The 25,280-nt window shown below is 64.6% G+C and carries 18 protein-coding genes; 6 read left to right on the top strand and 12 right to left on the bottom strand.

Annotated elements, in window-relative coordinates; all coding sequences use genetic code 11:
* Positions 1-112: 112 nt before the first annotated feature.
* From INQ43_RS05750 to INQ43_RS05705, 10 genes are all read right to left on the bottom strand, one after another.
* Positions 113-562, bottom strand: a complete 450-nt coding sequence (locus tag INQ43_RS05750) for a DNA methylase (RefSeq protein WP_194037397.1) — start codon at positions 560-562, stop codon at positions 113-115.
* 30 nt (positions 563-592) lie between these two features.
* Positions 593-964, bottom strand: a complete 372-nt coding sequence (locus INQ43_RS05745) for a hypothetical protein (RefSeq protein ID WP_194037396.1) — start codon at positions 962-964, stop codon at positions 593-595.
* Positions 965-1,091: 127 nt separating this feature from the next.
* Positions 1,092-1,460, bottom strand: a complete 369-nt coding sequence (locus tag INQ43_RS05740; protein ID WP_194037395.1) for a hypothetical protein — start codon at positions 1,458-1,460, stop codon at positions 1,092-1,094.
* Positions 1,461-1,530: 70 nt separating this feature from the next.
* Positions 1,531-1,995 (bottom strand): hypothetical protein, encoded by a 465-nt coding sequence (locus INQ43_RS05735; protein ID WP_194037394.1) that lies wholly within the window; start codon positions 1,993-1,995, stop codon positions 1,531-1,533.
* Between the two features lie 143 nt (positions 1,996-2,138).
* A complete protein-coding gene (locus INQ43_RS05730) occupies positions 2,139-2,522 on the bottom strand; it encodes a hypothetical protein (protein ID WP_194037393.1) in 384 nt (127 codons plus the stop codon).
* Between the two features lie 120 nt (positions 2,523-2,642).
* Positions 2,643-3,473 carry a nuclease-related domain-containing protein gene (locus tag INQ43_RS05725; protein ID WP_194037392.1) on the bottom strand — a complete coding sequence of 277 codons (831 nt, stop codon included), beginning with the start codon at positions 3,471-3,473 and terminating at the stop codon, positions 2,643-2,645.
* A gap of 65 nt (positions 3,474-3,538) precedes the next feature.
* Complete coding sequence (locus tag INQ43_RS05720) at positions 3,539-5,548, bottom strand: DUF2075 domain-containing protein (RefSeq protein WP_194037391.1); 2,010 nt, start codon at positions 5,546-5,548, stop codon at positions 3,539-3,541.
* A gap of 355 nt (positions 5,549-5,903) precedes the next feature.
* Positions 5,904-6,641: a retron Ec48 family effector membrane protein gene (locus INQ43_RS05715; protein ID WP_194037390.1), complete on the bottom strand. Its 738-nt coding sequence runs from the start codon at positions 6,639-6,641 to the stop codon at positions 5,904-5,906.
* An 11-nt stretch (positions 6,642-6,652) separates the two neighbouring features.
* Positions 6,653-7,762 carry a reverse transcriptase family protein gene (locus tag INQ43_RS05710; protein WP_194037389.1) on the bottom strand — a complete coding sequence of 370 codons (1,110 nt, stop codon included), beginning with the start codon at positions 7,760-7,762 and terminating at the stop codon, positions 6,653-6,655.
* A gap of 384 nt (positions 7,763-8,146) precedes the next feature.
* Positions 8,147-11,815 (bottom strand): methylmalonyl-CoA mutase family protein, encoded by a 3,669-nt coding sequence (locus tag INQ43_RS05705; RefSeq protein WP_194037388.1) that lies wholly within the window; start codon positions 11,813-11,815, stop codon positions 8,147-8,149.
* A gap of 274 nt (positions 11,816-12,089) precedes the next feature.
* Here INQ43_RS05705 and INQ43_RS05700 point away from each other — a divergent pair, with 274 nt between their 5' ends.
* Together INQ43_RS05700 and INQ43_RS05695 are read left to right on the top strand one after the other, a co-directional pair.
* On the top strand, positions 12,090-13,187 hold the full coding sequence (locus tag INQ43_RS05700) for a Glu/Leu/Phe/Val dehydrogenase (RefSeq protein WP_194037387.1): 1,098 nt from the start codon (positions 12,090-12,092) through the stop codon (positions 13,185-13,187).
* Between the two features lie 92 nt (positions 13,188-13,279).
* Complete coding sequence (locus INQ43_RS05695; protein WP_194037386.1) at positions 13,280-14,452, top strand: isovaleryl-CoA dehydrogenase; 1,173 nt, start codon at positions 13,280-13,282, stop codon at positions 14,450-14,452.
* An 88-nt stretch (positions 14,453-14,540) separates the two neighbouring features.
* Here INQ43_RS05695 and INQ43_RS05690 read toward each other — a convergent pair whose 3' ends face one another.
* Positions 14,541-17,384 (bottom strand): autotransporter serine protease, encoded by a 2,844-nt coding sequence (locus INQ43_RS05690; RefSeq protein WP_194035469.1) that lies wholly within the window; start codon positions 17,382-17,384, stop codon positions 14,541-14,543.
* 241 nt (positions 17,385-17,625) lie between these two features.
* On the opposite strand from INQ43_RS05690, the gene INQ43_RS05685 reads away from it, so the two are divergent.
* The 4 genes from INQ43_RS05685 (at position 17,626) to INQ43_RS05670 (ending at position 21,761) form a co-directional block, all read left to right on the top strand.
* A complete protein-coding gene (locus INQ43_RS05685; protein WP_194037385.1) occupies positions 17,626-18,801 on the top strand; it encodes a thiolase family protein in 1,176 nt (391 codons plus the stop codon).
* 160 nt (positions 18,802-18,961) lie between these two features.
* The gene (locus INQ43_RS05680) at positions 18,962-19,339 is read left to right on the top strand and encodes a hypothetical protein (protein WP_194037384.1); all 378 of its coding nucleotides are present in this window, start codon (positions 18,962-18,964) and stop codon (positions 19,337-19,339) included.
* 195 nt (positions 19,340-19,534) lie between these two features.
* Positions 19,535-20,014, top strand: a complete 480-nt coding sequence (locus tag INQ43_RS05675) for a hypothetical protein (RefSeq protein ID WP_194035466.1) — start codon at positions 19,535-19,537, stop codon at positions 20,012-20,014.
* A gap of 136 nt (positions 20,015-20,150) precedes the next feature.
* Complete coding sequence (locus tag INQ43_RS05670; protein ID WP_194037383.1) at positions 20,151-21,761, top strand: carboxyl transferase domain-containing protein; 1,611 nt, start codon at positions 20,151-20,153, stop codon at positions 21,759-21,761.
* A gap of 184 nt (positions 21,762-21,945) precedes the next feature.
* Here the strand turns inward: INQ43_RS05670 and INQ43_RS05665 are convergent, their stop codons facing one another.
* Positions 21,946-25,248: an ESPR-type extended signal peptide-containing protein gene (locus tag INQ43_RS05665; RefSeq protein ID WP_194037382.1), complete on the bottom strand. Its 3,303-nt coding sequence runs from the start codon at positions 25,246-25,248 to the stop codon at positions 21,946-21,948.
* Positions 25,249-25,280 lie beyond the last annotated feature (32 nt).

Here is a 25,280-nt window from a genome sequence, read left to right as displayed (position 1 = left end):
CCCCGCCCTGAGATCTCACGAGTTCGGGCACTGATGACCCGCAACCGTCCCATCGGCGTGTCTGTCCAACCAGGCTGGCCATGCGGGCATCGTAACGCAGCGATGGGGCAACCTATCGCCGCTCACCATCGGGGAACAGCACCGCCTCCGCCTCGCGCATGAAGATGCCTGAGGTGACCGGCCCGACGCCCTTGAACGCGAGCAGCCGGCGCTCGAAATCCTCGCGGTTCTCCGCCGCCTCGGCGATGCCGCCAATGCGTCCTTCGTAGTCGTCCAGCAGGGCCCGGCACAGCAGCGACAGCCGGGTCGCGGTGGACTCGTCGTAGCGCCGGTAGCCGCCCGCGCCCAGCATCCGCACCAGCTGCGCGTGGGTGAAGCCGCACAGTTTTTGCGGCGAATCGCAGCCGTGCACCTCGACCAGCACGCGCCAAGTCGCCGCCGCGATCTCCTGCGAGATGCGGTTGCCGAACAGGAAGCTGGCCAGAAACCATTTGAACAGCGACGGCTCATCCCCGGCGCGGACCTCGAACCCCAGGTCACGTGGCAACAGTTGGCGACGCATGCGCGAGCTCCTGGACAGGCGAACGGGGCGTTACTGCAGCGGCTGCAGACGGTGGGTCGCATCCATGCACACCACCAGCCCGCCCTTGCCTGTCGCGGCGCCGACCGCCTGCACGCGCATGCCCACTGCCAGCGACTGCACGTCCACCGGCGGCGCCTTGCACAGGTTCCAGCGCGCCGGGAGGTGCACCTGCACAACGCCGCGCCCGTCCGCGTCGACCTGCACGGTGGCGTTGCCATCAAACGTCCACGGCTCCAGGTCGATGGTGGTGATGGTGCCTTCGATGCGCAGCGGGTCATCCGACGGCGCGGCAACGACAGGCGTGGTGGTAGCGCAGGACGCGGTAGCCAGTCCCACGCAAAGCGCGAACGTGAGCGGAAGCGGGCAGACGATACGGGTCATGGGGTTCTCGCTGTAGTGGGTTCAATCGCGCATGAGACGGCGCACTGCGTCGGCCGCGGCCTGCAGGACGCGCGCGTACTAGGAGCGCTGCCCGCGGCGCTCTCCAGCCCGTATATAAACGCCTCCATCAATGCCAGTCCACGTTGACGCCCTTCTGGGCGGAAGAGTAACGCGGCCGGCGTCGCGGCATGATCACGCAGTGCGCGGACAGTGGCTGTCGTTGTTCGAAAACGCTGCCCCGGCGTGGCCGCGACGCGTCGATGACCCTTCCGGACACGTTGACGACCGCTCCGGACACGTCGGTTACCTCAACCGGGGCGGCGGCGACGCATCCGGAGGCGTCTTCGACCCCATCTGAGGCATCGAAGCAGCGACCAGAAGCGTCGTCAACCGCATCCGAGGCGTCGATGACGCCATCGCAGGCGTCGCCCAGGCCGACCGATGGGTGAGTGATGCCAAAGCCGGCAGCCGCGACCCCAACGCGGGCCTCCGGCACGCCTGCCGATGCCTGCAACCAGAAAGGCCGCCCGGAGGCGGCCTGTGTTGCGTAAGACCGGAGAAACGCGTCAGGCCGGTTCGGCCACCTTGCGGCGCTTCTTGGCGAAGCGGCCGCTCAACTCCTTGCGCAGGTCGTCCAGGCCGTGGGCCGCGCCGGACAGCTTGACGTGGGCATAGCCCTCCAGCGCGACGCTCATCACGTCGCTGCCAAGCGCGGCGACCGTGTCCTCCACCCGGGTGGTCAGCCGCCGCAGCTGCTCCAGCACCGGCACCAGCTTGTCCAGAGCGGCCAGGTCGGTCTGCGCCTCCGTCAGGTTGAGGCTCGCCGGAACGATATCCGGGTTCTGCTCCAGCACCCGCAGCGTCTGCCGCGCGAAATCCTGCGAGCGCGGGCCCAGCAGGGTCAGTCCGCGACGGTCGCCGGTCTCCATGCCGATCAAACCGGGCAACGACGCCGCCGCCTGCTGCACTCCCGCTACCGCACCTGCAATCTGCTCGTCCGTGAAATCAAGGGAAACAATGTTCTGAGCCACAGCACTCTCCTTTGCCTATCCATGTGTGTGCGCCAACGTCTGCCGGCGCGTCCTCGCCCTGTTACCGCCGGTGACTATGAGCCGAACGGAAGGGCGGAAATGAGTGTGCCAAAGGAAGCGCAGGGAGTGAAGCGTCGCCCGACCTACCAATCGCAATTTGGCGAAAGGGTGACATCCCACCGCCCCCTCGCCGCCTGCATGCGTGTCACCAGCGTCTTCAACGAACCGCCGTGTGGCAGGTTGAGTTCCTGCGCAGTCGCCGGTCGCAGGCATACGAACTCGTGAAACGGGTGATCGAGATCCGACGACCCCTCGCCTACCGACTCCCAGTGCTCCGCGCACAGGACCGGAACGCCCACTTGCTCCGCTACAAACTGATCGCCCCACTCCAAGCACGCGCGCAGGTCAGCGTCGGCGTCCGGCGTGTAGCCGGTCAGTAGGAGCGCACCGTAGGTCTTGAAGTTGCCGGCATCGCGGTAGAGGTACTCAAGGATGCTGTGGTGCTCAAGGCGCTGCTGGGTGGTCATCACGTTCTTCCTAGCTGGCGGAAGAACTTAGTGAACAGCTGTCGCACTACCCGCGACTGGACAGCACAACCAGATGCACAGCTTTTCCCAGGTGTTGTCGTAGAGAACGATGACGAAGAACTACGAATCCATCTGCGGATAACGCTCCGTCAGCACATGCGCGATCCGTTTGCGCATTGCGGGCGACATGGTCGGCCCGAAACTCCCCTTCATCATGAAGCTGGAGTTATGGCAGTTGCTCACCAGCACGTCGGGACGCTGGACCCGACTTTGGACGTACCAGCCCGGCAGCGCCACCAGCGGAATCACCCGGACCGACTCACCAACCCCGCTGCCGAGAAATTTTTCCAGCCATTGAGCTTGACGGCGAGCTTGGTCGATAGGCTTGGTCTCGCCATGGCTTGGGAACTTCAGCCGCGCGCCGTCGTAGTCCACGCGCGCAGAATCTTTGCCGCCCCCACGAGGCTTACGCCGGGACTTTGTTTCGATCGCGAACACCGCTCCGCCCCCGATGACGATGTGGTCGATGTTGAACTTGTCGCCTGGGAAGTCGTGGTAGATCAGCGCGCCATCGGCTATCAAGGGAATTAGCGCCTGAGCAACGGCAAGCTCCGCAGCGCGGCCGTCCAAATATTTGCGACGCGCGTGCAGGTGCCTTATCAGGCCAACCACAGCCCACACAAAAGCGCCGATACCCACCACCGCAAAAATTGCATCACCCTTACCGAACTGCATTGCTGTCCAGTCATCCACTACGCGATCCATGCGCGCGAGTAGCCATGCAGATAGCACCACAGGTCCGACCAACATCAAGATCCCTGCCTTCTCGTAGTACCCCTCGTCGTGTTTTTCAATTCCCCGAAGTAGGCTCTCGCCGGGAAGGTTCAGAACCTTGAAGGTCAATGGCGACCGACGCTTGTCGCTGCGGAGAAAGTGCCACACCAGCAGCACCGCAAGACCCGAAAAAATGGGCGCGAGTATTGCGACAAACAGGATTAAATTCGTCTACGCTCACCTCAACTCAAATTCGGCAATCCGATGCCGTGGAGCATCGTATACAACGGATCATAGATTTCTGGCGCACGGGTTGGATCGTGCGCATCGCCATGGGGAACAACCAAAACAGTCCCCTGCCTTGCCCGCGTCAGGAGGACTCGGTACGCATTGAGCAGATACCGGCGCCGCTCATCTTTCAGCACGCGGTTCCAACGATCGCCGACGAAGCCGTAGTAGCCCCACTGCCCGTCCGCATAGCGAAGATCGCCATCCCAAACGACGCACGTCCAGTCCAGCTCCAGCCCCTGCACTTGAAACTCAGTCGCCACGTCCTCCAAGTAGTAAGAGGAGCGGGTATCAGCTTTGTCCGCCAAGAACCAATGCACCGGATCGACCGGCACACGTACGTCGATTGCGTGAGGCTTCAGCCGCTGGGCCTGTGAAGACACGACCATCCCGTAGCGCTCGCTACCTCGGGCTTTAGTTCGCAGCCAAGATTTCGCGGCGCTGAGGTCCCGGGTCAACATGATGGGAAACCGCTCGGTGACCTCCTGCAACATCGTCTGCGCGCCATCGATGTCCAGATCCAGCAAGCGATTGACGAACTCGGAGACACGCTCGGAACGGAACGATCGAATCGATGCAGTGAGGTGCAGTGATGTCGACTCGTGCAACCTACCCCTCGCGCGAGTGGCGGCAAGCTCTTCACGCACAACGGCATCGCGCTGCTCTAGCGCGGGAGACACGAAGACCTCCCATTCCGGGAAGCGCCGGCTCAATGACGCGAGCCATTCGCCGATTCCCGCTTCGCCCCGGTTGATCTCTTGCCCGGTTCCCACCAAACACACGATTACCGCCCAGTCGGGATGGCGGTCCAAGCAGGAGATTAGGAACTCCGGCTCGGATTGATCAAACCCGGCCATCCCACGCTTGCGCTGCATGAAGGACGCGGTCTGTTCGACATTCCATGCTCGCTGAGCCTCGTCGAAGATTGCGACGTGATCGTGCGGTGGACGATCGTCCGCGAGTCCGTGGTCGCGAAAGTGGTGGACCGCCTGCACAAACGTTTTCACCTGCCGTCGGGCATCGCCGATCCGCAGTTTTCTGCCCTCTTCCGCCTCCCGACGAACCTTGTCCCGGGCCAGTGCTTCATGGAGCACCTTCACCAGCGGCCCGTTACCGGAGAGATACACGGCGTGTAACTCGGACTCTGCATCAGTGCTATGCGTCGCCACGTCCAGACCGACCAGGGTCTTCCCCGCCCCCGGAACACCGGTGACAAAACAGACAGCTTTGCTCCCGCTGTTTCTTGCTTGCTGGATAACTCCCGCCAGAAAACCGGAGGTCTCGCCTAAGTTCGCCGCGTCATTGCGGGAAATGTCAGCAACGGAGTGCCGCGCATAGAGCGCCATCGCAGCCTCTACGATCGTAGGCGTCGGACGATAGCGGCCAGTCACCCACTGCCGCGGATCGATCGCCTCACCGTCGGCAAATGCGAGCGACTGGTCGAGCGCGTGGGCAAGCGTGTCCGCGTTTACACGGACCGGTGCATACAACCCGTCGGCCGCGCTATCGGTCGCAATCCAAAGCTCTCCTGGCGGGGCATGCGTGGCGACCAGCACCGGAACCAGAGGCGCGTGATGGCTCGGCTCGTGGAAGTTCTTCAGATCAAGCGCGTAGTCCACGACCTGATCCAAATCCGCTGCCGTGAATTGCCCGGCACCGACCTTGAACTCGATGACGAACACCACGTGATCCAGCACCAATACCGCATCCACCCGCCGACCCATTCGCGGAATATCAAACTCGAGGAAAAGGTGGCTGCGCGCACTGAACGGCTCTAGGGCCGCTTGCAAGACCTCGATCGTGCCCTGCCATGCGTGGACTTGCGTCTGATCTACATCGAACGACGAATTGCGGGTGAGATAGCCGACCAGCTCCTCCGCGGACGCCGCCAAGAAGCGCGCCACCGGTGCGCCGTAACCAAAGCGCCGGAATGAACCTACCGTCTGTATGTGCTGGCTTATCATCGATCCCCCTGTCGAACGCCAGGATAGCTCGCGAACGGTTACGCCCTCGCTTGGTAGCACTGGATTTGGGACAGCGACCTCGTCAGGAGGTCGCCCGGAACCGTAATTGGACCTGGAGCTGGAACTAGGTGTATTCCCCTCGCTCCCGGCCGGCGATCGCGGCAGGACCGTGACCTCCGCAACTCCCGTGACATCAAAGCCGGCGCCAGATCCAACGGCGGCATGACGGCGCTCATGCGTTGAACGGCTCCAGCAGTCAAAGCGTGTTACCACGTGCGCAGCAACACCTCACGCCGGGCCGCAACAAGACTCGCACCGGCCGATGCGCCCATGCGCCAAGAACATGACGAATGCACTATCGATACAGCCGCTTTGGAATGGCGACTTCTGCCCCACGCTCGCCGAATACTCGAGATAACATGCAGAGGAAATCCAATAACTGGTCCTCGGCCTCAAGAAAGTCAATCCTCGGACTGTTGTGTTGCGTAATGTAAAGATCTAGTAATATCTGGGTGATGGCGCGGCGGTGTACATCGAATCTAAATTTGGTTTCTGCACTGGAAAAACACTGACTGGAAGCCTCTATAGAATTGCACAGAAATCCCACTCTTCTAAGAAACTCCGGTGACGCGTGTATGGCACGACCGTCCGCCTCAGGGAACATAAGACGGTACAAGGAGTAAATATCTACAGCGCCCTTTGAGATTCTTTCGCGCTTATCGAGCTCAGCGCGAATAAAAGACTCAAAGAAGTTTAGGTGCGCAATATGATTTCCAAACGCCTCCGCACTCGCCGTAGACAAGTACCCCTTGAGTGCGGCATAGGGCCCAAGTACCAGGGCAACAAGCGTAGCAAGTTTTCCTCCCGCACCGAGCAGATCGAGCTGCACGCGAAACGCATCCGGAAATTGAGCTAGGCAAGACAGCTGCATGCAGAAGCTATAGCTCTCCCAGTAATATTTTACATTAAGGATCGTTATCAGCAACGCACCGGTTGCAAACGCCGCCGCAATCCCAAATACCGTGCCCAAGATTCGAATCGGCTTGAGCCAGTCGTCAACTGCTACAACGGAGCGTTTAAGAAAAATGCTCACCTTCCTCGCCATCATGCGTCCACACTCGTTGGAGCATAGTGCGCCTTCATGTAGATCCGTAAATTTGCTGCCCATGCCGGATCTTCAACGCCGATGAGATTCAGCCGTTCCATAAGAATGTGGAACCGACGCCGGTACCAGTACCTGTCATGCCCTAGTACGTACCTCTCGCGTAGGTCGTGTGCAACATTCGTCGCAAGTTCATAATCCTTTTGAGACGGAAGTGGACGTATCGTTGAAAGACGCGTAATCAAATGGCGATGCTGATTATTACCGACACGCGCAAGCTTATTAACCAATCCTACCGCCCGAAAATAGCGCCGTCTATAAGAATAACTGCGTCGCCCCTCACTCGCGTCCAACTCAGTCTGACGGCATACTTGCTTTATTCTTTTAACCTCTCGTTGAGGCAGTCGCGGCGGTCCACAACCGACACGCAAGTTGTGGACTTCTAGAGGAGAACTTCCTGCCTTCTGCAAATTAACTTTGCTGGAGTTAATGAACAGCCCGTGATTCATCAACATTCGCTCGACAAGCGCATGAGCAAAATCAAACTCCTGTAGGACAGAAGTAGATGAGATCGTTATGTCATCCACATAGCGGGTATAAGTGAGGCCTTTCCGCCTCAAAGTTCTAGCCACATTGCCTTCTTCGCGAAATAGGCATAGCAGCGCCAAATAACTGGACGTGATTCCGCCTTGCGGAAGAGAATCCAGTCGTGTGCACACGCGGGTGGCAAGCACGGCTGGCTCTTCGTCCCAGCGCAGAAGCCCTGAGAATATCGGCTCCACAACGTCTGAGTGCACGTTGTCGAAAAAACTACGCACATCGAGTTTCAAAGCACTGCGCGCTATGGAATGCTGGGCGGCGCATGCGACATAGTCTCGCGGCGCGTCCCTCTGAGGTAGCGCGTCGTTCGGAATGCCACCAAATAGGAAAGGCGGCCAACTCACAACCTGCGGCTTTCTAAAAAACCTATTTACGAGCCGGCGCTGGATAAGGCGCACATCGCGGGAAGGGCTAAACACACGGCGCTCGGTACCGTCGAGCTTGGAGTGAGCCGATACCGGGCGATAGTTTTCCTCTGCTGACCTCTCCGCGACATCGAGCAACAAATTCAACTCAACGTTTAACGCTGATGCGAGCTGCGCGTCAGTTCGAATTGGACCCGCCGTTCCCACAAAAGATGCAGCCACTTGCAGCTCCCCACAGCCGCTTACCCATAGATGACAGACCTGGTCAGCTCATACACCTGAGCCTTTTGAGCATCATTAGCCGCATTCCCCAACCGCAACCAAGCAACTGCCTAATGATTCCCGACCAGGTCGTCGCTACCCGCTCCTGAGGAACGAGGGACGGGAGACTGTTGCCCCCGCATGCCCTACTGGGCGCTCCAGTTCAAAATGAAAATGAAGCAAGGCTTGGCTACTACTAGTGCTAGGTGTCGCGGGCAGTCTGAATCAACTGCGCGGCACATAAGTAGCACCAGTTGCATCTTTATGCAACTACATATTCCGCCGATACTCCCCACCCACGTCATACAGCGCGTGTGAGATCTGCCCAAGCGAGTGCGTCTTAACCGCCTCGATCAGCGCCTCAAACACATTCCTGCGCTCGCGCGCCGTCTTCTGCAAATACCCCAGTCCGTGTCCGTCGTGCGCTTCTTCCCCTGCGCCGTCGGTCCCCACTTCGTGACTGTGCGAGGTTTCGCCACGCGGCGCCAGCTTGTTGCGGTTTTGCTGGAAGTTGGCGACGTTCTCGATCTGCTGGCCCTTCTCTTCCGGGGTTGAGCGGATCAGTTCGATCTCGGTGGTGACTTCGCCGGCGTGCTCCTTGGGCAGGAAGGTGTTGACGCCGACCAGCGGCAGGCTGCCGTCGTGCTTCTTGCGCTCGTAGTACATCGACTCTTCCTGGATCTTGCCGCGCTGGTACATGGTGTCCATCGCGCCGAGCACGCCGCCGCGCTCGCTGATCGCCTCGAACTCCTTGTAGACGGCTTCCTCGACCATGTCGGTGAGGTAGTCCACGGCAAAGCTGCCCTGCCAGGGGTTCTCGTTGAAATTGATCCCCAACTCCTTGTTGATGATCATCTGGATCGCGACCGCGCGGCGCACGCTTTCCTCGGTCGGGGTGGTGATGGCTTCGTCGTAGGCGTTGGTGTGCAGGCTGTTGCAGTTGTCGAACAGGGCGTACATGGCCTGCAAGGTGGTGCGGATGTCGTTGAACTGGATCTCCTGCGCGTGCAGGGACCGGCCGCTGGTCTGCACGTGGTACTTCATCATCTGGCTGCGGCTGGACGCGCCGTAGCGCTCGCGCATGGCGCGGGCCCAGATGCGGCGGGCGACGCGGCCGATGACGGTGTACTCCGGGTCCATGCCATTGCTGAAGAAGAACGACAGGTTGGGCGCGAAGTCGTCGATGTCCATGCCGCGCGCCAGGTAGTACTCGACGATGGTGAAGCCGTTGCTCAGGGTGAAGGCGAGCTGGCTGATCGGGTTCGCCCCGGCCTCGGCGATGTGGTAGCCGGAGATCGACACCGAGTAGAAGTTGCGCACGCCGTGATCGACAAAGTATTGCTGGATGTCGCCCATCATCCGCAGCGCGAACTCGGTGCTGAAGATGCAGGTGTTCTGGGCCTGGTCCTCCTTGAGGATGTCGGCCTGCACGGTGCCGCGTACGGTCTTGAGGGTGTACTCCTTGATGCGCTGGTAGGTGGCCGCGTCGACCACTTGGTCGCCGCTGACGCCCAACAGGCCGAGGCCAAGGCCGTCGTTGCTCTCGGGCAGCTCGCCGCTGTACTGCGGGCGCGGCGCGTCCTTGAACATCGCGTCGATCTTCTTGCTGGCCTCCGCCCAGCGGGCGTCGTCCTCGCGCAGGTACTTCTCCACCTGCTGGTCGATGGCACAGTTCATGAACATCGCCAGGATCATCGGCGCCGGGCCGTTGATGGTCATCGACACGCTGGTGGTCGGCGCGCACAGGTCGAAGCCGGAATACAGCTTCTTCATGTCGTCCAGGGACGCGATGTTGACGCCGGAGTTGCCGATCTTGCCGAAGATGTCCGGGCGCGGCGCCGGGTCCTCGCCGTACAGCGTGACCGAGTCGAACGCGGTGGACAGGCGCGCGGCGGGCTGGCCGACGGAGAGGTAATGGAAGCGCCGGTTGGTGCGCTCCGGCGTGCCCTCGCCGGCGAACATGCGGATCGGGTCCTCGCCGGTGCGGCGGTACGGGTACACGCCGCCGGTGTAGGGGTAATGGCCGGGCAGGTTTTCCTTCTGCAGGAAGGTCAGCAGCTCGCCCCAGCCTTTGTAGGTCGGCGCGGCGATCTTCGGCACCAGCTGGTGGCTGAGCGACTCGCGGTAGTTCTCGACCCGGATCTTCTTGCCGCGCACCTCGTATTCGGTGATCTCGTCGGTGATCGACTTCAGCCGCTCCGGCCACTGGCGCAGCAGCTTGACCGCGTCGGCGGTCAGCGACTGGATGGCGTCGTTGTAGCGCTGGCGCAGGGTCAGCAGGGTGCGGTCCGGTGCCTGCCCGTCGTCTGCGACGGCCGGCACTTCGTTTTCCGGCGGCACGGGCACGGCAGGCGATGGGCTGGCAACCTCAACGGCGCCCTGCCCGGCTTGGCCGCCGCCAGGCGTGATCGCCGCGGATCCGTACAGGTCCAGCGCTTCCGGTAGCGCGGTATCGCCCAGCTCCTTCAGCGCGTGCCACAGCGACTGCGCACGGTCGGCGATCTCAGCCTGGGTTTCGATCTGGCGGTTGATGCTGCGGCCCTGCTCGGCGATCTCGGCCAGGTAGCGCACGCGCGGGCCGGGGATCAGCACGGTCGCGCGCGGCTCCTTCAGGCTGGTGTCGATGTCGGGCTGGAAATCGCAGTGGGCCGGCGCGAGCTGACGGCTCTCCTCGCCTTCGCCGTCGTTGAGCACCTTCTCGTGCATCAGCCGGCACAGGTTGGCGAACATCCAGCTGATGCCCGGATCGTTGAACTGGCTGGCGATGGTCGGGTAGACCGGCACGTCCTCGTCTTTGGTCTGGAACGCGACGCGGTTGCGCTTCCACTGCTTGCGGATGTCGCGCAGCGCGTCCTCGGCGCCGCGCTTGTCGTACTTGTTCAGCACGACGAGTTCGGCGAAGTCGAGCATGTCGATCTTCTCCAGCTGGCTGGGCGCGCCAAAATCGCTGGTCATGACGTACATCGGGAAGTCGACCAGATCGACGATCTCCGAATCGCTCTGGCCGATGCCGGCGGTCTCCACGATCACCAGGTCGTAGCCCAGCCCCTTCAGGAAACCGATGCTGTCCTTGAGCACGATGTTGGTCGCGGCGTGCTGGCGGCGGGTCGCCATCGAGCGCATGTACACGCGTTTGGAGCGCAGCGAGTTCATGCGGATGCGGTCGCCCAGCAGTGCGCCACCGGTGCGGCGGCGGGTCGGGTCGACCGAGATCACCGCCAGGCGCATCTCCGGGAAGTGGGACAGGAAGCGGTTCAGCAGCTCATCGGTGACCGAGGACTTGCCCGCCCCGCCGGTGCCGGTGATGCCGATGACCGGCGTGCGGCTGCCGGCCAGCTGCCACTCTTTTCGTAATGTCGCCAGCGCGTGCTCGTCGAACTGGTCCTCCTCGATTGCGGTCAGCATCTTGCCGATCGCGATCTCGTCGGTGATCGACGGCGCGGATTCGGGCGCGTCGGCGCCCACGCGGGCGTCCTCGGCGCGCTTCACCACGTCCTCGATCATCTCCACCAGGCCCATCTTCATCCCGTCGTTGGGGTGGTAGATGCGCTCCACGCCGTAGGCCTGCAGCTCGCGGATCTCCTCGGGCGTGATGGTGCCGCCGCCACCGGCGAAGACCTTGATGTGCGCCGCGCCACGCTCCTTGAGCATGTCGACCATGTACTTGAGGTACTCCACGTGGCCGCCCTGATAGGACGACAGCGCGATCGCGTCGGCGTCCTCCTGCAGCGCCGCGCGCACCACGTCCTCCACCGAGCGGTTGTGGCCCAGGTGGATGACCTCCGCGCCGAGCGACTGGATCAGCCGGCGCATGATGTTGATCGCCGCGTCGTGGCCGTCAAACAGGCTGGCGGCGGTGACAAACCGCAGTGGCGTGCGGGCGGTGGCCGAGTTGGTGGCGGTGGCGGGCTGGGAAAGCTGGCTGGCAGGAGTACTCATGACGCTCGATCCGTGCGGGCAAAGGGGTTTGGCGTGATTGTAGCGTGCCGCCCCTGGGCCTCCGCGCCGGGGTTTGCGCGCGCCGGAGGGCGCCAACTTCCTGAATGCGCGAATGCCGCAGCGCAGCATTAGACGCCGCCGCGATTCGATTAGACTAGCGCCCCTGCGACCGGGAAACACTCGGCCTGCATTGGCGAATCCACGCGGATTCAATGACTTACACGAATCTTGGCGCCAGCGCACCCGCGCAATCACCGCCGACCCGGAGCTCTTGATGATTTTTGAAACCCTCGACACCAGCGGCCACGAGCAGGTGGTGTTTTGCCACAACAAGGATGCCGGCCTGAAGGCGATCATCGCCATCCACAACACCACTCTGGGCCCCGCGCTGGGCGGCACCCGCATGTGGCCCTACAAGTCCGAGGCCGAGGCGCTCAATGACGTCCTGCGCCTGAGCCGCGGCATGACCTACAAGAACGCGGTCGCCGGCCTGAACCTGGGCGGCGGCAAGGCCGTGATCATCGGCAACCCGGCCACCGACAAGTCGGAGATGCTGTTCCGCGCGTTCGGCCACTTCGTGGAGACCCTGGGCGGCCGCTACATCACCGCCGAGGACGTCGGCATCGACGTCAACGACATGGAGTTCGTGTTCCGCGAGACCGAGTACGTCACCGGCGTGCACCAGGTCCACGGCGGCTCCGGCGACCCCTCGCCGTTCACCGCCTACGGCACCCTGCAGGGCCTGATGGCGTCGCTGAACAAGCGCTTCGGCGATGAGGAAGTCGGCAAGTACAGCTACGCGGTGCAGGGCCTGGGCCACGTTGGCATGGAGTTTGTGAAGCTGCTCAAGGAGCGCGGCGCGAAGATCTTCGTCACCGACATCAACCAGGGCCTGATCGACAAGGCCGTCAACGAGTACGGCGCCGAGGCCGTGGGCCTGGACGAGATCTACGACGTCCCCGCCGACGTGTACTCGCCGTGCGCGCTGGGCGGCACGATCAACGAGGAGACCCTGGAGCGCCTGAAGGCCAAGGTCATCTGCGGCTCGGCCAACAACCAGCTGGCCAGCGACGCGATGGGCGAGGAAGTGCAGAAGCGCGGCATCCTCTACGCACCCGATTACGCGGTCAACGCCGGCGGCGTAATGAACGTCTCGCTGGAGATCGACGGTTACAACCGCGAGCGTGCGATGCGCATGATGCGGACGATCTACCACAACCTGACCCGTATCTTCGAAATCGCCGACCGCGACGGCATCCCGACCTACAAGGCCGCTGACCGCCTGGGCGAGGAGCGCATCGCCTCGATCGGCAAGCTGAAGCTGCCGATGGGCCGTGGCACCCCGCGCTTCAAGGGTCGCGTCCGCAGCTGACGCGCCCGCAGCTGATCTGCGGCGACCGGTAAGGGAACAACGCGACGGGGCCATGTGCCCCGTCGTGCTTTCAAACACACAGGAGTTTTGGGATGCGTGCTTTTCCGCTGGGTGACGAGATCGACGCGCTGCGCGACGCCGTGCGCCGGTTTGCCGAAGCCGAGATCGCGCCGCGCGCGCAACAGATCGACGAAGACAATGCGTTCCCGCAGGACCTGTGGCCGAAGCTCGGCGAGATGGGCCTGCTCGGCCTGACCGTCGACCCCGAATACGGCGGCAGCGGCATGGGCTACCTGGCCCACCTGGTCGCCATGGAAGAGATCTCCCGCGCGTCCGGTTCGGTCGGCCTGAGCTACGGCGCCCATTCCAACCTGTGCGTCAACAACCTCTACCTCAACGGCAACGAGGCCCAGCGCCGCAAGTACCTGCCCAAGCTGTGCAGCGGCGAGTGGAAAGGCGCGCTGGCCATGAGCGAGCCCGGCGCCGGTTCCGACGTGGTCGGATCGATGAGCTGCCACGCCGAGCTTCGCTCTGTCGAAGGTGGCGACGACGTCTGGGTCGCCAATGGCAACAAGATGTGGATCACCAACGGCCCGGAGGCCGACGTGCTGGTCGTCTACATGCGCACCGCGGGCAAGGATGCTGGCAGCAAGTGCATGACCGCCTTCATCGTCGAGCGCGACATGCCGGGTTTCAGCACCGCGCAGAAGCTCGACAAGCTGGGCATGCGCGGCTCCAACACCTGCGAGCTGGTCTTCCAGAACTGCGAGATCCCGGTCGAGAACGTGCTCGGCGAGGTCAACCTGGGCGTCAAGGTGTTGATGAGCGGCCTGAACACCGAGCGCCTGGTGCTGACCGGCGGCCCGATCGGGCTGATGCAGGACGCCATGGACATCGCCCTGCCCTACGTCCGCGAGCGTCGCCAGTTCGATGCACCCATCGGCACCTTCGGGATCATGCAGGCCAAGATGGCCGACATGTACACCGCGCTGCAGTCCAGCCGCGCCTTCGCCTACCAGGTCGCGCGCGATTACGACGCCGGCCATCGCAGCCGGGTGGATGCCGCGTCCTGCCTGCTGCACGCCAGCGAGGCGGCGGTGCAGGTCGGGCTGGAAGTCATCCAGACCCTGGGCGGCAACGGTTACATCAATGAGTACCCGGCCGGGCGGATCCTGCGTGACGCCAAGCTGTATGCCATTGGCGCCGGCACCAACGAGATCCGGCGCATGCTGATCGGCCGCGAGCTGTTCGACGACCGCAGCTGATCGCCAGCAATAACGGGCAGCGCTGCTGCCCGTCGGAAACCACCGCTCCGGCGCGCAGCCATGCAGGCCACGCGCCGGGTTGGTCAGGTCAGAACCCGACCGTCCAGTTGGCGTAGGCACCCGTCCAGGTGCGCCCGTTTTCGTTGCGCACATCCAGATCGAAGCCCAGCCGACCCAGCGGCAGATCGCTGCGCAGGCCGAAGCCGAGGACGGTGGTTTCCTTCGCCAGCCCGCCGCCGGTGATCGGCGACCACGCATCCATGCCGGTAAACCGCGCGTCGATTGCGGTACCCGACTGCGACAGCAGGCGCTGCCATTCCAGCCGGCCCTGCACGGTCAGCTTCAGGCCGCCCAACTGCCACGGCTGCTGCAGGCGCACACCCGCCAGCGCCCGCGTTGCATCCAGCTGCGAGTCGCCGGTGGTCAGGCCGAACCCGACCGCACCCTGCTCACTGAAACCGTCGCGATCCATTTGCAGGGTCTCGGTGCCCACGTACGGGGTCAGGGTGCCGGCGCCCAACGCGAACCGGTGGCCCGCCTGCACGCCGAAGCTCGAGTAGCGGCTGGCGTAATCCGCCGCGACGCCATGGCTCTGGCTCCCCAGCACGATCTCGCGCTGGGTGCTGCGGTCCATGCGGCCGGCTGCGAAGCGACCCAGCAGGTAGCTGCCATCGAACTCCCAGGCGGCGTAGAGCTGGCTCTCGTACTGGCGGTTGTGCTCGCGGTCCTGGCGCAGCGGGTTGTGCGCGTAGCCGTCGGTCTGGCCGAAGGCGAAGCCCAGGGTCAGGTTGCGCCCGATGCGCTGGTCGTGGCCCAGCAGCCAGGAGTTGGCGTCCAACCGCGACTGCGACCACATCGCGCGCTCGCCGCCCTGCCGGCTCGCCCAGCTGCCCAGGCTGACCACGTTGCCGCCGGAGAGCCCGTCCAGGCGCGACTCGAGCGCGTGGCGGCCATCGTCCATCGCCATCGTGGCGAACGCGGTGTCGGCTGCGTGCATCTCGCCGGACAGGCTCGCCAGCGTGCGCTCCGCGCCTGCCGCCGACGCGATGGACTGGATCGCCCCGGCCCCGGTGATGAAGCCGCCCATCGCGCCCGGACCGGCCGGTCCAATCACCCCCGCGCCGTCGCGATCGAGGCCGCGGAACGCGTCCTCGACTCTGGCGGCCCCGCTGATCGCGGTCGGGCTCAGGCGCAATGACTGCGCGGAGCTGAGGATATCCAGCCGCTGGATGTCCAGCCACGCGCTTTCAAAGTCGTGCCCCAGCGTTGCCTGCAGGAAAAGGTTGTTGCTGGCGGACACTTTCGAGAACGCGCCCGAGAGCCCGCCGTCGGCGGTCAGGAAAGTCTCCCGAGCCGAGCGCACGTAGCCATCGGTGACGCCGGTAACCAGCACCTCGCCGGCGACCGTCGCCCGGCCCGTGACCTTCACGGACGAGCCCAGGTCGAAGGCGAAAACACCCGTGCTCGTCTGGGTGAAGTCACCACCGATGGTGTGCACGGTGCCCGTGGCATCCTCGCCGTAGAACGCCGCGATGCCCTCGTTGCGCAGCGAACCCTTCACCGAGATGCCATCGAGCAACAGCAGGCCGTCATGGCCAATCTCCGCGTCGCCGGGAATGTCGAACATTGACGCCAGCGAGCCTTCGTTGACGATCGTCTTGCCGCGGTAGCTGTTCTTCCCGGTCAGGTCCAGATCGCCGTCGCCGGTCTTGGTGATGCCGCCCGCGCCGGTGAGGTCGTTGGACCAGACCGATCGGCCGCCATCGAACGCCGCGCTCATCTGGCCCCAGTCCAGCCGGCCAGGACCCTTGGCGGCCTTGCCAACGTCCAGCAGGCCGTGGCCGAAGATCGGATCCACGCCGGGCGCGCCCAGGTCGACCGCGGTGCCCAGCAGGGTCTGCCGCACCTCGTCGTTCGAGAAGTACGGGAACGCCTCCCAGACCACCGCTGCCGCACCCGATACCTGCGGCGCCGCAAACGAGGTACCTGAGCCTACCCAGTAGGACGGATCGCCCGGCGGGTCCAGCACATCGGTGAAGACGACGCTGCCCGGCGCGACCAGGCAGTAGTTCTGGGCGATGCCACAGGCGTTGGAGTAATCCGCCAGCTTGGTCGGCTCCAGGGTGTTCAGTGCGGCAACCGCGAGCCAGCCGCGCTCGAGGATCTCGGCGCCCGCGCCCAGGCTGGGCAGGGCCGCCGTGTCGCTGGGGTTGTCGAAGCCCTCGTTGCCGGTCGCGAACACGACCAGACCGCCCCAGTCCACGACGAACGGCTTGAGCGCGTTGACAAAGGTACGGGTGACCGTGTCGCCGCCGGTCCAGTACAGACCGCCCCAGGAGTTGTTGGAGATCCGCGCGCCACCGGTGATGAGGTCCTCGTGGATGTCGCCCAGCCATGAGCCGTCCGACACCTCGTTGCCCTTGCCGGATCCGTCGTCGGATGGAGGCGCATCCGAGATGATCCGCGCGGAGACAAACGTGGCGTCCGGCGCGATGCCACCGGGCCAATCGCCAAACGGACGGCCGCCGGCCAACTGGGCCACGATCGTCCCGTGTCCGAGCACGTCATCGACGTTGAGGTTGTTGGTGCGCGGGTCGAGGTAAACGAAGCTTCGCGTGACCCGGCCGTCCAGCGTCGGGTGGTCGCGGCGGATGCCGCTGTCGAGCAGCCCGATCGTTACCCCTTTACCGGTGAAACCCGCGGCGTGCGCGGCGTCGGTGTTGGTGAGTACCAGATGGGCGTCAAAGTCGGGCTGGGGGCCTGGTACGGGCTCCTCATCCGGTGGCGGAACCGGCGGCGGCGACGGTGGTGGTTCGGGGCGGATGACAGTGCCGCCACCACCGCCCCCGCCACAGGCGGTAAGCGCAACCAACCCGGCCCCGGCCAGGCCCAGTTTCCATGCGCGGGCGCGCTGGGATGCGTGCGACTTCATAAGGTCTCCCCCTCAATGGTCGGCAATCGACGGCGCAACGCGCCACAAGGACACCAGTATTAGTGCATTCATGCCTCCCCCACAATCATCGATCACGCGGCTGCGCGCACGCGTTCAACCGTCGACCTGATACGGGACGGGTCGCACACTTTCTTCGCCGGTTTGCCGCAGTGCAGCATCTCCACGCATAATCGGGGGGCACCGGAAGTCTCTTCCGGCCCGTCCCAAATTGGAGTCCGTCATGAGCGACGTCGTCATCGTCGGTGCCAAGCGCACCGCCATCGGTTCCTTCCTCGGCCAGTTCACCGGTGTGCCGACGCCGGCCCTCGGCTCGGCCGTCATCACCGGCGCCCTCGAGCATGGCGGCGTCGCCGCCGACCAGGTGGACGAGGTGATCATGGGCTGCGTGCTGCCCGCCGGTCTGGGCCAGGCACCCGCGCGCCAGGCCGCGCTCAATGCCGGCCTGCCCGCCTCCGCCGGCTGCACCACCATCAACAAGGTCTGCGGCTCGGGCATGAAGGCGATCATGTTCGGCCATGACCTGATCAAGGCCGGGTCGGCCAAGGTTGTCGTTGCCGGCGGCATGGAGTCGATGACCAACGCCCCGCACCTGCTCAACGGTTCGCGCACCGGCATCCGCTACGGTAGCGCCGAGTTCATCGACCACATGGCCTACGACGGCCTGACCAACCCGTACGACGGCAAGGCGATGGGCGTGTTTGGCGACATGGCCTGCAACGAGTACGGTTTCGACCGCGAAGCGCTCGACGCCTACTCCACCGAGAGCGTGGACCGCGCAAAGGCCGCCCAGGCCGATGGCGCGTTCAAGGACGAGATCGTTCCGGTCACCGTCAAGACGCGCAAGGGCGAAGTGGTGGTGGATACCGACGAGGAGCCCGGCAAGATCGACACCGCCCGGATTCCCGGCCTGCGTGCCGCCTTTGGCAAGGAAGGCGTGTTGACCGCAGCCTCCTCCTCGAAGATCTCCGACGGCGCGGCGGCGACCCTGCTGATGTCGGCCGAGGACGCCTCCGCACGTCGCCTGACCCCGTTGGCGCGCATCGTTGCCCACGCCACCCATTCCCAGGCACCGGAGTGGTTCACCACTGCGCCGGTAACCGCGATCAAGAACGTGCTCGAGAAAGCCGGGTGGAGCGTCGGCGACGTCGACCTGTTCGAGATCAACGAAGCGTTCTCCTGCGTGGCGATGGCTCCGATCAAGGATCTGGGCATTCCACGCGAGAAGGTCAACGTGCACGGCGGCGCCGTTGCACTGGGTCATCCGATCGGTGCCAGCGGCGCGCGACTGGTGGTTACGCTGATCAATGCGCTGCGCGCGAGCGGCGGAAAACGCGGTGTTGCATCGCTCTGCATCGGCGGCGGCGAAGCGACAGCGATTGCCATCGAGCTCCCCTGATTTCACGCCCGACTGTCAATACCGAACGGCAGCCCAACAGTTAACGATAAATTGACGAAAAAAGGAAGGCCTGCCGCTTGACACAGGCTGACGTGTCGTCATCATGTTAGCGGTACGCGATTGCGTGCTGCCGAATTTTTCTTAAGACGAGGAATACACCATGACTTTGAACAAGGCGCTGATCGCCCTCGCTATGGGCCTGGCCCTGGCTGCTTGCTCCAACACCCAGCAGGCTGACAGCTCTGCCCAGGAAGCGGCCACCGCCGCCAACGAGGCGCAGGAAGCCGCTGCCAACGCCGCCGCCACTGGCGACGCGATGGCTACCGACGCTGCCCAGGCTGCTGCTGACACCGCCGCTTCGGCTGCTGACGCTGCCGCTACTTCGGCCGACGCCGCCGCCGCTGCCGGTGATATGACCGCTGCCGACGACGCCGCTGACGCTGCCGAGAACATGGCGGATTCCGCCGAGCAGGCCAAGGACGCTGCTGAAGAAGCCGCTGCTGCTGCCGACGCGAAGACCAACAACGACGGCCAGTAATACTGCCGCTTTGTAAGGTTCAAGCTTGAAGAAACCGCCGGGTAATTCCGGCGGTTTTTTTATGCGCGTTGTTCTGCTTGCATTCAAATACGGCGCGCTCCTTCACATCATTTTCCCGACGCGCATCGGATAGTTTTCCCGCCGGCAGAACCGGCGTACGACGCAGTTACCCTGCCGACTTTCCAGGAGCTTTCCATGAATCACAAGATCACCCTGATGTTTGCCGCCAGCATGTTTGCCCTGACGGCCTGCAGCAACCCGCAGGCCGAGCAGGATCGTAAGGAAGCGGCCGCTGAAGCCCGCGCCGCTGGTGATCACGCAGCCTCCGCCGCCGATTCCGCGTCGGACGCTGCCGCCCGCAGTCTTGACTCCGCCGCCGAGTCCGCGCGGGACGCGGCTGACGCGACCGGTGCTGCGGCCCGCGATGCGGCCGATTCCACCCGCGCCGCTGCGGCCAACGCCGCCGATTCCACCCGCCGCGCTGCCGACGAAGCTGCCGTAGCCGCTGACGAAGCGGGCGATTCGATCAAGGAGTCGTATGAGGAAGGCAAGGCCAGCGCCGCTGACACGATCGGCAGTGCTGCCGACAGCGTCGCCGAGCGCATGAAGCGCGAGAAGGCCGAGGCGGAAGCCGAAGCTGCGCGCGCGGCTGCCGAGAAGGCCCGCAAGAACTGATCCGTCTTTGAACGCTTGGCAGTAGCCACAAGGCCCGCATCCGCGGGCCTTGTTCTGTCTGCGCTCCCGAAACCTGCGCCGACGCCGCGGACGCGTCCGGTATCCTGTGCGGTCAACTCACTATCGGCCGGTTGCCATGCCCGTTCTGACCTCAGCACTCGATCCCCGCTCGCAGGATTTCCAGGAGAACGTCGCCTGGCATCGCGCCCTGGTGGACGAGCTGGACGCACGCCTGGTTCGGGCCGCGGAAGGCGGTGGTGCAAAGTCGCGTGAGCGCCACACGGGCCGGGGAAAATTGTTGGTCCGGGACCGCATCACTGCCCTGCTCGACCCGGGCTCGCCGTTTCTGGAGATCGCCGCGCTGGCCGCCGAAGAGATGTACGACGGCGACGCACCGGCCGCCGGCCTGGTCTGCGGCATCGGCCGCGTGATGGGACAGGAAGTGATCGTCGTGGCCAACGATGCGACGGTAAAAGGCGGCACCTATTTTCCGATGACGGTGAAGAAGCACCTTCGCGCGCAGGAAATTGCCCGCGAAAACCATCTGCCCTGCATCTATCTGGTCGATTCGGGCGGCGCATTCCTGCCGCTGCAGGACGAGGTATTCCCGGACAAGGAACACTTCGGCCGGATCTTCTACAACCAGGCGCGGATGAGCGCCGAGAACATTCCGCAGATCGCGGTGGTCATGGGCAGCTGCACCGCGGGTGGAGCGTATGTGCCGGCGATGAGCGACGAGTCGATCATCGTCAAGGAACAGGGGACGATTTTTCTCGGCGGCCCGCCGCTGGTGAAGGCCGCCACCGGAGAGGTGGTCGATGCCGAGACCCTGGGCGGCGCGGATGTGCATACGTCGATCTCGGGCGTGGCCGACCACTTCGCCGAGGATGACCGCCACGCCCTGCAGATCGCCCGCGACATCGTCGGCAGCCTCAACCGGAAGAAGACCCTGCCGGTCGCCGTGCAACCGGTGCGCGAGCCCTTGTTTGCCGCGCACGAGCTGTACGGTGTGGTGCCGAAAGACACCCGACGCCCGTTCGAGATCCGTGAGGTCATCGCGCGCATTGTCGACGGCAGCGAGTTCCAGGAGTTCAAGGCGCGCTACGGCAAGACCCTGGTGACCGGCTTCGCCCACATCCACGGCTACCCGGTCGGGATCGTCGCCAACAACGGCATCCTGTTTGCCGAGAGCGCGCTCAAGGGCGCGCACTTCATCGAGCTGTGCAACCAGCGCGGCATCCCGCTGGTGTTCCTGCAGAACATCACCGGTTTCATGGTCGGCAAGAAGTACGAGCAGGCCGGCATCGCCAAGGATGGGGCAAAGATGGTCACCGCCGTGGCGTGCTCGCACGTGCCCAAGTTCACCGTGGTGATCGGCGGCAGCTTTGGCGCCGGCAACTACGCCATGTGCGGCCGCGCGTACGGCGGCCGTTTCCTGTGGATGTGGCCCAACGCCCGCATCAGCGTGATGGGCGGCGAGCAGGCGGCCAGCGTGCTGGCCACCGTGCGCCGGGACGGCATCGAGGCACGCGGTGGTGACTGGAGCGCGGAGGAGGAAGCCGCGTTCAAGGCGCCGATCCTCGACCAGTACGAAAGCCAGGGCAATCCGTACTACGCCACCGCCCGTCTGTGGGACGACGGGATCATCGATCCCGCCGACACCCGGCGCGTCCTCGGCCTGGGCCTGTCGGCATCGCTCAATGCGCCGATTGCCTCGTCAACCCGGTTTGGCGTATTCCGGATGTAGGCGCGTTTTCCGCGTCCGCAGCCTGTCGCTGAGTATTCGGACCATCAGGCGGCAGAGGCAGGCGGTCGAGGCCTGCGTCTGTGTACCGCGTTGAGATCGATGATCGGGTGCGGCCCACCCTCCCGTCCGGCTCCGGGGTACGGAGAGGATCAGACGAGGAGGAAGGGCCGCGAGCTGCGCGGTGTCAGAGATCGACACCAAAACCAAAGCCAACGGATTTCTGTGACCCGCTGAACGCGCCACCGAAGCTGACGGTTGTGCGCTCACCCAGCGGTGCCGCATAGCCGACGGACATCGCTGCGTGGCCGCTCTCGAAGCCGAAGCCGGCTGCGAGCTTTCCCTTGCCCCGCGCACCCGCCGCGTTGATCGCCATCTGCGTGGACGCGGCGCTCATGGCTCCCAGACGACCAATGCGCTGGTCCGTGTTGTGGAAGCGGTCATCGACGTCGCGGCGGAACTCGTCCATGCCGACCGCCATCTCGGTGATCCTCTGGTCGGTATAGGCATTGGCCGAGGACACAGCGACGCTGCTGCGCGTGTCGGCGTAACCCTGCGCCGTGGCAAGCGTGGCGGCGTCGCCGGCGTCCGCATAGCCTTGCGCTGACGACAACGTGACTGCGTCGCCCGCGTCGGCGTAACCCTGCGCCGAGGACAGCGTGGCTTCGTCGCCCGCATCAGCGTAGTCCTGCGCCGACGACAACATGGCTGCGTCGCCGGTGTCCGCGTAGTTCTGCGCCGACGACAACGTGGCGGCGTCGCCCGCGTCGGCGATGTCCTGCACCTGCGACTCGGTGATGCTGCCTGCCGAGATGATCTGGCTGTCGACGTAGGCCTGGGCATCCGCCAGCGCCTGAGCGTCACCGGCATCCATCTGGCCCTTGTTGACCGCGTCGTTCGCCCCGGTAGCGTCGGCCACATTGACGACCCGACGCTCGCTGCCAGCGGCGCCGACGGAGACGGTGTTGGCCTGATCTGCCACCGACCCCTGTCCCAGGGCGACCGCGTCTGCGGCTGTGACGGAGGCGGCCTCACCAACCGCGACCGCATTCGTCGCCGCAGCGTCGATCACCGTGTTGGCGCCGACCGCGGTACTGCCGTCGGCATTGACCCGGGCATTGCCACCGATCGCGGTGTCGTTGTCCCCGGCGGCGTAGCTGTCGCCACCCACCGCGGTACCGTGGTTGCCGCCGGCTTCGGCGCCGGCACCCAGTGCGACCCCGCGTGATCCGGGCGCAACCGACGCTGGATCCGAAGCGCTGCCGTCGGTGGCAAGGTGGGGGTTGGCCGCACCTCCGCCGGAAACGCCGGCGATAGCCGCATCCAGCTGGCCCTTGTTGACCGCGTCATCAGCGGCCGTGCCATCGGCGAGGTTGTGGATCACCGTGCCGCCGCTGCCGCCCAGCGTGAGGTCGGTGCGGGACGCGCTATCGTAGGCCACCGCATTGGGGGTTCCGCCCCCGGACAGCCCGGCGATGGCGGCATCCAGCTGGCCCAGGTTCACCGCGTCGGTGTTGTCGATGCCGTCGGCGACGTTGATCAGACGACGTTCGAGGTCGCTGCCGTAAGCGTTGCCTGCAAAATCAAGGTCGCCGGCAGCGTGTCCAAAGGAGACTACGCCGGTACTGCCAGCCACCGACTCGTTGCCCAGGGCGACACTGTTGAGGCCGCTGGCACGGCTGGTCGCGCCCAAGGCCATGGAATCCTGGGCATCGCTTTTGGCGAAGTTGCCGATGGCGATGGCGAACTCGCCGTGGGCTTCACTGCCGTAGCCTGCGGCTATGGCTGCCTGTCCAGTCGCACTGCTGTAGTAGCCCGTGGCCGTACTTCTCGCACCCGATGCGTTGCTGTTCAGACCCGTGGCAGTGCCGCCGTAGCCATCGGCCCGGCTGCGTGCACCCGTGGCGGTGCCGCCAAAGCCACTCGCGCGGCTGTCTGCACCCATGGCGGTACTGGCCTCCCCGCTTGCCTGCGCAGCGCTGCCGAAGGCGCTGCTCTCCAGGCCCGATGCCAAGGCCACTTCGTCGGGATTGATGATGTTGTCGCCGTTCTTGTCGATCCAGCTGCCAACGGCGGTGGCCGATTCCCCAGTGGCGAGGCTGCGCGCGCCAAGTGCGGTAGCGAAATCGGCGTGGGCCCTGCTGCCCGTCCCAACGGCGGTCCCATTCGAACCGGTCGCAGAAGCGGACGCGCCGAGGGCGGAGCTGGCGCTCCCCGAGGCATCGCTGCGGCTACCCACCGCCAGCGAAGACGCGGCTGCACTGCTCAAGGCGCCCAGTGCGGTGGAATTGATGCTTGTCGCCTGTGCCCCGTTGCCGAATGCGCTGCTGTTGGGTCCCGATGCCAGGGTGATTTCGTCCGCGTCGACAATGCCGTCGCCGTTCTTGTCGATCCATCCGCCTACAGCGGTGGTCGCGTCCGCGCTGGCAGCACTGTGGCCGCCGACCGCAACACTGTACTCACCGCTCGCACCGGCGCTGAATCCCACGGTCGTGGCGCCATCGTTGGCGGCCGTGGCACCGTGCCCCACGGCAGTTGCCTCGGGGCTGGCAGCGTCGGCGTCATGGCCGACCGCAACACTTTGGCTTTTGGCCGAGCTGTTGGTGCCGATCGCCGTACTCTCACCGTCGGCGGAGCTGTCGTAGCCGTAGGCACTTGAGTCACCTATGGCCAGGCTGGACACGCCCCCTGCAGTACTCAAGCCGGTTGCGTGGGGCACCGTGGTGTCCATGCCACCGTCGGCGATGAAATACGGCGACGCAAAGCTTTTCATCTGCCCCAGGTTCACCGCGTCGGTGTCGTCGATGCCGTCAGCCACGTGGATCAGCCGCCGATTCAAGTCGGAGTACCACGTCCCGCCGGTGATATTCAGGCGCGGATCTCCGACACTGTGCCCGAAGGACACCACGTTACTCTCGCCGGCGTACGAATCGGAACCCAGCGCCACCGAGCCAGCGGCATCGGCGCCGGATTGGGCACCCAGAGCGAGGGAGTCTTCGCCCACCGCGTGGGCAGAGCTGCCGAACGCAGACGCCGCAAACCCGGAGGCTTCTGTCTGGGCGCCTGCGGCAAGAGCGAAGCTACCCGTCGCCTCGGCGTTTGAGCCCAGGGCGGTACTTTGCTCGGCGGTTGCTCCGCTCTGGCTGCCCAGCGCGACGCCCCACCAACCGGTGGCGGTGGCAAGCGCCCCGAGGGCGACCCCACGGTCACCGGATTCAGACGACTTGCCGCATGAGATCGCAAAATCACCCCCTCCCGTGATGGCGCCTGACGGGTTCCCGTCAGTGTCTTCGCAGATCACGTTGTCGGCAGCCCAGACGGGAGAGGCCAGCGCTGACAGCCCCAGCAGCACCGCGATGCTCATGACCGATTGCCTGGCTGTCACCGGCGCACGTCGCACCGTTGCGCCACGCCCCCCCGATGCCAGCTCCGAGGCGACCACCATCTGGCCGCGCGATGCACTCCATATCCTGCTGAAAATCTTGTTCATGCTTTTGTACCCCTCGATCAGTAATCAGGGTC

The sequence above is a fragment of the Lysobacter sp. H23M47 genome, assembly GCF_015209765.1.
Classification (GTDB): domain Bacteria; phylum Pseudomonadota; class Gammaproteobacteria; order Xanthomonadales; family Xanthomonadaceae; genus Novilysobacter; species Novilysobacter avium.
Note: the sequence above shows the minus strand (reverse complement) of the source record. Positions and strands in the feature narration are given on the sequence as shown.

Excerpts from the sequence above, each read along its gene's own strand:
- INQ43_RS05750 (WP_194037397.1), bottom strand. The coding sequence starts at position 562 with ATGCGTCGCCAACTGTTGCCACGTGACCTGGGGTTCGAGGTCCGCGCC.
- INQ43_RS05745 (WP_194037396.1), bottom strand. The coding sequence starts at position 964 with ATGACCCGTATCGTCTGCCCGCTTCCGCTCACGTTCGCGCTTTGCGTG.
- INQ43_RS05730 (WP_194037393.1), bottom strand. The coding sequence starts at position 2,522 with ATGACCACCCAGCAGCGCCTTGAGCACCACAGCATCCTTGAGTACCTC.
- INQ43_RS05720 (WP_194037391.1), bottom strand. The coding sequence starts at position 5,548 with ATGATAAGCCAGCACATACAGACGGTAGGTTCATTCCGGCGCTTTGGT.
- INQ43_RS05705 (WP_194037388.1), bottom strand. The coding sequence starts at position 11,815 with ATGAGTACTCCTGCCAGCCAGCTTTCCCAGCCCGCCACCGCCACCAAC.
- INQ43_RS05700 (WP_194037387.1), top strand. The coding sequence starts at position 12,090 with ATGATTTTTGAAACCCTCGACACCAGCGGCCACGAGCAGGTGGTGTTT.
- INQ43_RS05695 (WP_194037386.1), top strand. The coding sequence starts at position 13,280 with ATGCGTGCTTTTCCGCTGGGTGACGAGATCGACGCGCTGCGCGACGCC.
- INQ43_RS05690 (WP_194035469.1), bottom strand. The coding sequence starts at position 17,384 with ATGAAGTCGCACGCATCCCAGCGCGCCCGCGCATGGAAACTGGGCCTG.
- INQ43_RS05685 (WP_194037385.1), top strand. The coding sequence starts at position 17,626 with ATGAGCGACGTCGTCATCGTCGGTGCCAAGCGCACCGCCATCGGTTCC.
- INQ43_RS05680 (WP_194037384.1), top strand. The coding sequence starts at position 18,962 with ATGACTTTGAACAAGGCGCTGATCGCCCTCGCTATGGGCCTGGCCCTG.
- INQ43_RS05675 (WP_194035466.1), top strand. The coding sequence starts at position 19,535 with ATGAATCACAAGATCACCCTGATGTTTGCCGCCAGCATGTTTGCCCTG.
- INQ43_RS05670 (WP_194037383.1), top strand. The coding sequence starts at position 20,151 with ATGCCCGTTCTGACCTCAGCACTCGATCCCCGCTCGCAGGATTTCCAG.
- INQ43_RS05665 (WP_194037382.1), bottom strand. The coding sequence starts at position 25,248 with ATGAACAAGATTTTCAGCAGGATATGGAGTGCATCGCGCGGCCAGATG.